This window comes from Sphingomonas bacterium, from assembly GCF_903644135.1.
Classification (GTDB): domain Bacteria; phylum Pseudomonadota; class Alphaproteobacteria; order Sphingomonadales; family Sphingomonadaceae; genus Sphingomonas.
In genome coordinates this window covers 1-9,561 of record NZ_CAHJXA010000082.1, presented here as the reverse complement: position 1 = coordinate 9,561, position 9,561 = coordinate 1, and the positions used below count along the sequence as shown (strand labels likewise).

9 protein-coding genes are annotated in these 9,561 nt (G+C 69.5%); 7 read left to right on the top strand and 2 right to left on the bottom strand.

Annotated elements, in window-relative coordinates; genetic code table 11:
* The 7 genes from ppdK to HUU96_RS06285 all read left to right on the top strand — a co-directional run.
* Nucleotides 1-2,352, top strand: a 2,352-nt coding sequence (gene ppdK / locus HUU96_RS06315) for a pyruvate, phosphate dikinase (protein ID WP_174291991.1), incomplete at its 5' end; no start/stop codon positions are given.
* 23 nt (nt 2,353-2,375) lie between these two features.
* Nucleotides 2,376-2,894 (top strand): hemerythrin domain-containing protein, encoded by a 519-nt coding sequence (locus HUU96_RS06310; RefSeq protein WP_174291990.1) that lies wholly within the window; start codon nt 2,376-2,378, stop codon nt 2,892-2,894.
* Between the two features lie 13 nt (nt 2,895-2,907).
* Nucleotides 2,908-3,381 (top strand): dihydrofolate reductase, encoded by a 474-nt coding sequence (locus tag HUU96_RS06305; protein WP_174291992.1) that lies wholly within the window; start codon nt 2,908-2,910, stop codon nt 3,379-3,381.
* Between the two features lie 22 nt (nt 3,382-3,403).
* A complete protein-coding gene (locus HUU96_RS06300; RefSeq protein WP_174291989.1) occupies nt 3,404-4,330 on the top strand; it encodes a bifunctional riboflavin kinase/FAD synthetase in 927 nt (308 codons plus the stop codon).
* 35 nt (nt 4,331-4,365) lie between these two features.
* Entirely contained in the window at nt 4,366-7,179 is a 2,814-nt protein-coding gene (gene ileS, locus HUU96_RS06295; protein WP_174291988.1) for an isoleucine--tRNA ligase, read from the top strand.
* A complete protein-coding gene (gene lspA, locus HUU96_RS06290; RefSeq protein WP_174291987.1) occupies nt 7,172-7,681 on the top strand; it encodes a signal peptidase II in 510 nt (169 codons plus the stop codon). The genes ileS and lspA overlap by 8 nt, the downstream gene beginning before the upstream one ends.
* The gene (locus HUU96_RS06285; protein ID WP_174291986.1) at nt 7,674-8,084 is read left to right on the top strand and encodes a DUF3035 domain-containing protein; all 411 of its coding nucleotides are present in this window, start codon (nt 7,674-7,676) and stop codon (nt 8,082-8,084) included. The genes lspA and HUU96_RS06285 overlap by 8 nt, the downstream gene beginning before the upstream one ends.
* Nucleotides 8,085-8,099: 15 nt before the next feature.
* Here the strand turns inward: HUU96_RS06285 and metC are convergent, their stop codons facing one another.
* Together metC and HUU96_RS06275 are read right to left on the bottom strand one after the other, a co-directional pair.
* Nucleotides 8,100-9,296, bottom strand: coding sequence for a cystathionine beta-lyase (metC, locus tag HUU96_RS06280; RefSeq protein WP_174291985.1), 1,197 nt, complete (start codon nt 9,294-9,296; stop codon nt 8,100-8,102).
* The coding region (locus HUU96_RS06275) for a sulfurtransferase (RefSeq protein ID WP_254605053.1) at nt 9,293-9,561 on the bottom strand (269 nt) is incomplete at its 5' end. The genes HUU96_RS06275 and metC, both read right to left, overlap by 4 nt.

Sequence of the window (9,561 nt, the reverse complement as noted above, 5' to 3'; positions counted from 1 at the left end):
ATGCCGGGGATGATGGACACCGTCCTCAACCTGGGGCTGAACGACGCGACGGTGGAGGGGCTGGCGGCGGCGGCGGGCGACGAGCGCTTCGCCTGGGACAGCTATCGCCGCTTCATCCAGATGTACGCCGATGTCGTGCTGGAGCTCGACCACGGCGCGTTCGAGGAAGCGCTGGAGGTTGCTAAGGAGGACAAGGGCCTGACCCTCGACACCGAGCTGGAGGCGGACGACCTCAAGGCGCTGGTGGCCGAGTATAAGGGCCTGGTGCGCGAGCAATGGGGCAAGGAGTTCCCGCAGGACGTCCACGACCAGCTGTGGGGCGCGGTCGGGGCGGTGTTTGGGTCGTGGCAGTCGGAGCGGGCCAAGGTCTATCGCCGGCTCAACGACATCCCCGGCAGCTGGGGGACGGCGGTCAACGTTCAGGCGATGGTGTTCGGCAACATGGGCGACACCTCCGCGACCGGCGTGGCGTTCACCCGCGACCCGGCCAAGGGCGAGAACGCATATTATGGCGAGTTCCTGATCAACGCGCAGGGTGAGGACGTGGTGGCCGGCATCCGCACGCCGCAATACCTGACGCTCAAGGCGCGCGAGGAGGCGGGGGCCAAGGCGGCGTCGATGGAAGAGGCGATGCCCGGCGTCTATGGCGAGCTCGCCGGCGTGTTCCACACGCTGGAGACGCATTATCGCGACATGCAGGACATCGAGTTCACGGTCGAGAAGACCAAGCTGTGGATGCTGCAGACCCGCTCGGGCAAGCGCACCGCCAAGGCGGCGTTGAAGATCGCGGTCGACATGGCCAACGAGGGCCTGATCACCCGCGAGGAGGCGGTGGCGCGGATCGACCCGGCCAGTCTCGACCAGCTGCTCCACCCGACGCTCGACCCCGACGCGAAGCGCGACGTGATCGCCAAGGGCCTGCCTGCCAGCCCGGGGGCGGCGTCGGGAGCGGCGGTGTTCGACGCCGACACCGCCGAGCGCTGGGCGGCGGACGGCAAGGCGGTGATCCTGGTGCGGACCGAGACCAGCCCCGAGGACATCCACGGGATGCACGCCGCGCGCGGCATCCTGACCGCGCGCGGCGGCATGACCAGCCACGCCGCGGTGGTGGCGCGCGGCATGGGCCGGCCGTGCGTGTCGGGGGCGGGATCGATCAGCATCGACCTTAAGACGCGGGTGATGCGGGTCGGCGGCCGCGAGGTGAAGGAAGGCGACACGCTCACCATCGACGGCGCGACCGGCGAGGTGATGGCGGGCGAGGTGCCGACGGTGCAGCCAGAGCTGTCGGGCGACTTCGGCACGCTGATGGAATGGGCCGACGCGACCCGGACGATGAAGGTGCGCTGCAACGCCGACACCCCCGACGACTGCCGCACCGCGCGCGAGTTCGGTGCGGAGGGGGTGGGGCTGTGCCGCACCGAGCACATGTTCTTCGACGCCGCCCGCATCACCGCGGTACGCCAGATGATCCTGGCCGAGGACGAGGCCGGGCGGCGCGCCGCGCTCGACAAGCTGCTGCCCGAGCAGCGCGGCGACTTCGTCGGCATCTTCGAGGTAATGGCGGGGCTGCCGGTGACAATCCGCCTGCTCGACCCGCCGCTGCACGAGTTCCTGCCGCACGAGGAGGCGGACTTCGCCGAGGTCGCCACGGCGTCCGGGATCGATGTCGACAAGCTCAAGCGCCGCGCCGCCGAGCTGCACGAGTTCAACCCGATGCTGGGCCATCGCGGCTGCCGGCTAGGAGTCACCTATCCCGAGATCTACGAGATGCAGGCGCGCGCGATCTTCGAGGCGGCGCTCGACGTCGCCGAGCGGGGGGACGCGCCGGTGCCGGAGATCATGATCCCGCTGGTGACGACCCGGCGCGAGCTCGACCTGATGAAGGCGGTGGTCGACCAGGCCGCCACCGACGTGTTCGCCGAGCGCGGCAAGAGTGTGGAGTATCTGGTCGGCACGATGATCGAGCTGCCCCGTGCCGCGCTGCGCGCCGGCGACATCGCCGGAGCGGCCGAGTTCTTCTCGTTCGGCACCAACGACCTCACCCAGACGACGCTGGGGGTCAGCCGCGACGATGCCGGCCGGTTCCTGGGCGCATACGTGGAGCAGGGCATCTACGCCAAGGACCCGTTCGTCAGCCTGGACATCGAAGGCGTCGGCGAGCTGGTCAGCCTCGCGGTCGAGCGCGGCCGGGCGACGCGGCCCGCCATCAAGCTGGGCATCTGCGGCGAACATGGCGGCGACCCGGCGAGCATCGCCTTCTGCGCGCACGTCGGCCTCGATTACGTCAGCGCCTCCCCCTATCGCGTCCCGATCGCACGGCTCGCCGCAGCCCAATCGGCGGTCAAGCGTTAGACCGTCGACAGGAGCCGATTGCCATGGACATCACCCAGCTGATCCTCGACGAACATGCCGAGCAGCGGAAACTCTTCTCGCTGATCGAGGAGATCGACTCGAGCGACAAGGCCGCGCTCGGCTCGATCTGGAACCGGCTGCGCGGCCTGCTCGACGCCCATGCCGAGGCGGAGGAGCGGTTCTTCTACCCGCGGCTGATGGCGATCGGCACCGGTGCCAACGACGCCGACAGCGCCGCCGACGAGACCGAGGACGCGATCGAGGACCATAACGAGATCCGCGACACCGCCACCGCGGTAGACAAGGAGGCTGTCGGCAGCGACGCCTGGTTCGCGGCGATCGGTCAGTGCAACCAGGCGAACAGCAAGCATATGGGCGAGGAGGAGCGGCAGGGCCTGACCGACTTCCGCCAGCACGCCAGCGTCGCGGAGCGCCATGCGCTCGGCATCCGCTTCGCCGCGTTCGAGGCGGATCACCTGACCGGGGTGACACCGGTCGACAAGGACCCGAAGCAATGGGTCAAGGACCACACGCCTGCCTGATCGCACGCCCGCCATCGTCTTCTACCTCGCCCGTGCCGACAATGGCGTGATCGGCGTCGAGGGCGCGTTGCCCTGGCACATCCCGGCCGACTTCAAGCGGTTCAAGGCGATGACGATGGGTAAGCCGATCGTCATGGGCCGGGTGACGCAGGACAGCTTCCCGGGGCCGCTGCCGGGCCGGCGCAACATCGTCCTGACCCGCGATCCTAACTGGACGCGCGACGGCGTCGAGGTGGTGCGCGATCCCGATGCCGCGCTGGCGCTGGCGGGCGACGTCGCCGAGGTCGCGGTGATCGGCGGCGCGGAGATCTTCGCGCTGTACCGCGACCGGGCGAGCCGCGTCGAACTGACGGAGGTGCATTGCTCCCCCGCGGCCGGCCCCAGCGTGCCCGCTTTCACCGATGGCTGGCGGCAGGTCGCGCGCGAGGAGCACCCTGCCGAGGACGGTCGGCCGGCGTACAGTTTCGTGACGCTGGTGCGCGCGTGAGCGCGTCCGTATAGGCCGCCGCATGGAGCGGCTGGACGGCGGCTCGACCGTGCCGCCGCACCTCGCCGGCGGCATCGTCGCGCTCGGCAATTTCGACGGTTTCCACTTCGGGCATCAGGCGGTGGTCGGGGCGGCGGTGGCGCGTGCGCGCGCCGAGGGACGGCCGGCGCTGGTCGCGACCTTCGATCCCCATCCGGTGCGCTATTTCCGGCCCGACGCGCCGCCGTTCGAGCTGACCACGCTCGACCAGAAGCAGGACCTGTTCGCCGCCGCCGGCGCGGATGCGATGGTGGTGTTCCGCTTCGAGGCGGCGCTGGCGGCGCTGGCGGCTGATGAGTTCGTCGCCGCCCGTCTGGTTGGCGCGCTGGCGGCGGCGGGGGTGGTGACCGGAGCCGACTTCACCTTCGGCCGCGCACGGAGCGGCAATGCGGAGGTGATGGCAGCGCTGGGCGAGCAGCTCGGCTTCGCGGCGCAGGCGGTGGCACCGGTGGCGCTCGATGGCGAGCCGGTCTCCTCCAGCCGCATCCGCGCGGCGCTGCGCGCGGGCGACACCGCCGTCGCGACGCGGCTGCTGACCCGTCCGTTCGCGATCCGCAGGGTCGTGCAGCATGGCGACAAGGTCGGGCGGACGATCGGCTATCCCACCGCCAACCTCGATCTCGCCGGCTATCTGCGTCCGGCCTATGGCATCTATGCGGTGCGTGGGCGGCTGGCGGACGGGCGCGTGCTGGCCGGTGCGGCGAACCTGGGTATCCGGCCGAGCTTCACCCCGCCCAAGGAGTTGCTGGAGCCGCACTTCTTTGACTTTGCCGGCGACCTGTACGGGCAGGAGATCGAGGTCGAGCTGGTCGAGTATCTCCGCCCGGAGGCGAAGTTCGACGATCTGGCGGCGCTGACGGCGCAGATGGACGCCGATTGCGCGCGGGTGCGGGCGATCCTGGCGGGGTGACGGGCGCGCCCCGACACGCTAAGCGCGCCTCATCCATGGCCGACGTTCCCGACCCTCAGCGCGACTGGCGCGACACCGTCTTCCTGCCGAAGACCGACTTCCCGATGAAGGCGGGTCTCGCCGCCAAGGAGCCGGCGATCCTGGCGCGCTGGGCTCGACAAGGCCTGTACGCCAAGCTGCGCGAGCAGCGGGCGGGGCGGGAGCGATTCATCCTCCATGACGGCCCGCCCTACGCCAATGGCGACATCCACATGGGCCATGCGATGAACAAGGTGCTGAAGGACATCATCGTCCGCAGCCAGACCCTGCTCGGCAAGGATGCGCCCTACGTGCCCGGCTGGGACTGCCACGGCCTGCCGATCGAGTGGAAGGTCGAGGAGGCGTATCGCGCCAGGAAGCTGTCGAAGGACGACGTGCCGGTCGCCCAGTTCCGAGCCGAATGCCGCGCCTATGCCGACAAATGGGTGGCGGTGCAGCGCGAGGAGTTCGAGCGGCTGGGCGTGATGGGCGACTGGGACGACCCGTATCTGACGATGAAGTACGACGCCGAGGCGACGATCGTCGGCGAGCTGCTGAAGTTCGCGGAAGGCGGCCAGCTGTATCGCGGGGCCAAGCCGGTGATGTGGTCGCCGGTGGAGAAGACCGCGCTGGCCGAGGCCGAGGTCGAGTATGAGGATGTGGTGTCGACCCAGATCGACGTCGCGTTCGAGATCATAGAGGCACCGGACTGTCCTGTTATTCAGAAGATGTTGGCAGAAGGCCGCATTGTAAAAGCGCTTATCTGGACGACAACGCCTTGGACGATCCCTGTAAACCAGGCGCTTAGTTATGGGCCTAACATTGAATATACGCTGCTCGAGTGGGATGACGTGACCTACTTGGTCGCAGAAGAGCGGATCGAACACTTCTACGAGCGTGTCGGTGCTGGTAAAATCTTGGTCCATGGCGGACCAATGGGGAATCAACTCGCCGGTGCCATCGTCCGCCACCCGATGCACCACCTCGGCGGCTTCTTCGCCAAGCCACGCTCGATGCTCCCCGGCGACTTCGTCACCACCGACGCCGGCACCGGACTCGTCCACATGGCACCCGACCATGGCGAGGACGATTTCCTGCTGTGCAAGCAATACGGCATCGATCCCGTCTTCGCGGTCGACGGCGCCGGCATGTACCGCGCCGACTGGCCGTGGCTGGGCGGGCAGGGCAGCGTCATCAACAAGAAGTTCGTTGCTGCCGACGGCCCGATCTGCGCGGACCTGCGCGCGGCGGGTGCGCTTGTCGCGGCGTCGGACGATTTCCGCCACAGCTACCCCCACTCATGGCGCTCCAAGGCCAAGGTGATCCAGCGCGCGACGCCGCAATGGTTCATCCCGATGGACAAGGACGAGGGCGGAGAGGTCGGCGATTACGGCACAACGCTGCGCGGCACCGCGCTCGACGCGATCGAGGCGACGCGGTGGGTGCCGGCGCGCTCCGCCAACCGCATCCGGGCGATGGTCGAGGGGCGGCCCGACTGGGTGATCAGCCGCCAGCGCGCCTGGGGGGTGCCGATCGCGCTCTACGTGAACCGTTTGAGCGGCGAGTACCTCGCCGACCGCGCGGTCAACGAAAGGATCGTCGCCGCCTTTCGCGAGGGCGGCGCGGACGCGTGGTTCACCGCCGACCACCAGGCGCTGCTCGGCGAGGATCACGCCCTCGCAGACTACGAGCCGGTCAACGACATCCTTGACGTCTGGTTCGACTCCGGATCGACCCACGCGTTCGTCGTCGAGGCGCGGTACGGCGAAGGCACGCGCGCCGACCTCTATGTCGAGGGTTCCGACCAGCATCGCGGCTGGTTCCAGTCGTCGCTGCTGGAGGCGTGCGGCACGCGCGGCCGTGCGCCCTACGACGCGGTGCTGACGCACGGCTTCGCGCTCGACGACAAGGGGCGCAAGATGTCGAAATCGATCGGCAACGTCGTCGATCCGCTCAAGATCATCGGCGAATCGGGGGCGGACATCCTGCGGCTGTGGGTGGCGTCGACCGACTATTTCGACGACGTGCGTATCGGCAAGGAAGTGCTCGCCACCGCCAGCGACGCGTACCGCAAGCTGCGCAACACCTTCCGCTACCTGCTCGGTGCGCTGGACGGCTGGGACGAAGCCGAGCGGGTCGAGCCGGCGGCGATGCCCGAGCTGGAACGCTACATCCTCCACCGGCTGGCGATGCTCGATACCGAGTTGCGGCAGGCGGTCGAGGGTTACGAGTTCAACCGTTACCTGCGCCTCCTCACCGATTTCGCGCAGGACGAGCTGTCGGCGTTCTTCTTCGATATCCGCAAGGACTCGCTTTATTGCGACGCGCCTGAAGATGCCAAGCGGCGAGGCTATCGCAGCGTCCTCGACACGCTGTTCCATGCGCTGGTCCGCTATGCCGCACCGGTGCTGGTCTTCACCGCCGAGGAGGTGTGGCAGGCACGCTTCCCAAGCGACGACGGCTCGGTCCACCTGCTCGAATGGCCCGAGCTGCCGTTGCACGATCCCGACCCGGCACTGGCCGAGCGGTGGGAGAAGGTGCGCGCGCTCAGGGTCAGGGTGACCGAGGCGATCGAGCCGCTGCGCCGCGAGAAGACGGTACGCTCCAGCCTGGAAGCGGAGGTGACGGTGCCGGCGATGCCGTTGACCGCCGAAGCGCTGGCGGAGGCGTTCATCGTCGCCGACGTGACGCAGGGCGACGGCATCGCGGTGACTCGCACCGGGCGGCACAAATGCGGCCGATGCTGGCGGCATCTGCCCGACGTGACGGTCGACGGCGCGCTGTGCGGCCGCTGTGCGGCGGTGGTCGGCGAGGTGACGGCCGATGCGTAGGGTGCCGATCGTCGGGCTGGCCGCCGCGGCGCTGCTGTTCGTGCTCGACCAGCTTGCCAAGCTCGGCGTGACGCGGGGCATCGCGCTCGACGAGTTCACCCCTCCGTACCGGATCACCGGCTTCTTCAACCTGCGCCTGGTCGCCAATCATGGCGTGTCGCTGGGGCTGTTTCAGGCGGACAGCCACGGCGCTCGGCTGTTTCTCATCGCGCTGACCGGTGCGATCGCGGTCGCTGTCGCGGTGTGGATGGCGCGCGAGCGCAACCGGATCGACCAGGCTGCGCTCGGGCTGATCCTGGGTGGCGCGATCGGCAATATCCTCGATCGGGTGCGGCTGGGCTATGTGGTCGACTATGCCGATTTTCACTTGGGCGAGTGGCGGCCTTTCCTCGTCTTCAACCTGGCTGACGCGGCGATCTCGATCGGCGTCATCCTCCTGCTTGTCCGCGCGCTGCTGATGCGCGACAAGCCTCCCCGTGCTACGGAGAATAGTCATGCGTAAGTCGGTCTTCCTCGCTATCGGGCTCGGTGCCGCCCTCCTCGCCGGCTGCGGCCATCGCGGCTATGACCGCGCCCGGCCCGATGAGTTCGCGGTGGCGCGGCAGGCCCCGCTGGTGATCCCGCCCGACTTCTCGCTGGCCCCGCCGCGGCCCGGCGAGGTGCGGCCGCAGGACACCGCTAGCAACGCCCAGACGCTCGACGCGCTGTTCGGCGGCACCGCTCCGCGCAGCGGTTCGGAGACGGCGATCGTCGCCGAGGCGGGCGGCAGCGAGGCGGGCGATGCCGGCGTGCGCTCCAACGTCGGTGACCCCAAGACGACGGTGGTCAACAAGGGCGCGACCACCCGCGACATCGTCGCCGCGCCGCAGGGCGACGGCCGCGACGCACGCGCGACGGCGAACTAGCGTCCGGCCGGGCGTCTACCCCTTGGCCGCCCGGAACGCCGCCAGCCCGCGGTCGAGGTCGGCGATCAGGTCGTCGGCGTCCTCCAGCCCGATCTGCAGCCGCACCAGCGGGCCGGAATAGTCGCGGCGGCCGACGCTGCGGTGATCGTTGGGGTCGATCGGGATCGCCAGGCTCTCGAACCCGCCCCAGCTATAGCCGATGCCGAACAGGTCGAGGCGATCGATGAAGGCGGCGCGGCTCGCCTCGTCGCCGCCGTCCAGCGCAATCGCGAACAGCCCCGCCGCGCCCTTGAAGTCGCGCGCGAACAGCGCGTGGCCGGGGCAGCCGGGTAGCGCGGGGTGCAGCACCAGCCCGACGCCGGCCTGCGCCGCCAGCCATTGTGCGATGCGCAGCGCGCTCTCGCCATGCTGCTTCAGCCGCACCGCCATGGTGCGCAGGCCGCGGCTGCCGAGCCAGGCATCGTCGGGGCTGGCGACCTGGCCAAGCTGGAAGCTGGTGTCGCGGAGCGCCTTCCAATGCGACGGCGCGGCGGTCACCGAGCCGAGCATCGCGTCGGAATGGCCGACGACGTACTTGGTGCAGGCCATCATGCTGAGGTCGATGCCGCGCGCGATCGCCGGGAACAGCAGCGGCGTCGCCCAGGTGTTGTCGAGGATTGTGGTCAACCCGCGCGCCTTGGCGACGGCGACGATCGCCGGAATATCCTGCACCTCGAAGCTGAGGCTGCCGGGCGACTCGAGAAAGATGGCGCGGGTGTGCTCGCCGATCAGGTCGGCGATGCCGGCCCCGATCAGCGGGTCGTACAGCCGCGTCGTGATACCGAGCCGCTTCAGCAGCCCCGCCGCGAGATTGCGGGTCGGGTCATAGGCGCTGTCGACCAGCAGCAGCTCGTCGCCGGGCGACAGCACCGACAGCAGGGCAGCGGCGATTGCCGCGACGCCGGACGGGTAGAGGAAGGTCGCTTCCGCCCCCGGCTCCAGCTGGGTCAGCGCGTCGGCCAGCGTCCATTGCGTCGGCGTGCCGCGGCGGCCGTAGAATAGCCGGTGGTGGGTGTCGCGCCCGCCGCTGTCGCGCAGGTGGGCGACGTCGTCGTAGAGGATGGTCGAGGCACGCCAGACCGGCGTGTTGACGATGCCCTGCGTCCACTCGCGGCGGCGGCCGGCATTGACGACGCGGGTGCCGTCGCCCTGATAGTCGTCGTCGCCGGTCATGCCGGCCCCAGCGCCTTGGGCGTCGCCGGATCGGCACCCCATTCGGACCAGCTGCCGTCGTAGATCGCCGCCGGCGTGCCGAGCAGATGCGCGCCGAACGCCAGCACCGCAGCGGTCACGCCCGAGCCGCAGGTCGCGACGAAGGACTGGTCTGGATCGACGCCGGCCTCGCGAAACGCGGCGGCGAGCGCCTCGCCGCGCTTCCAGCGGCCGTCCGGCTGGAACAGGCGGGTGTAGGGCAGGCTGACCGAGCCGGGGATGTGGC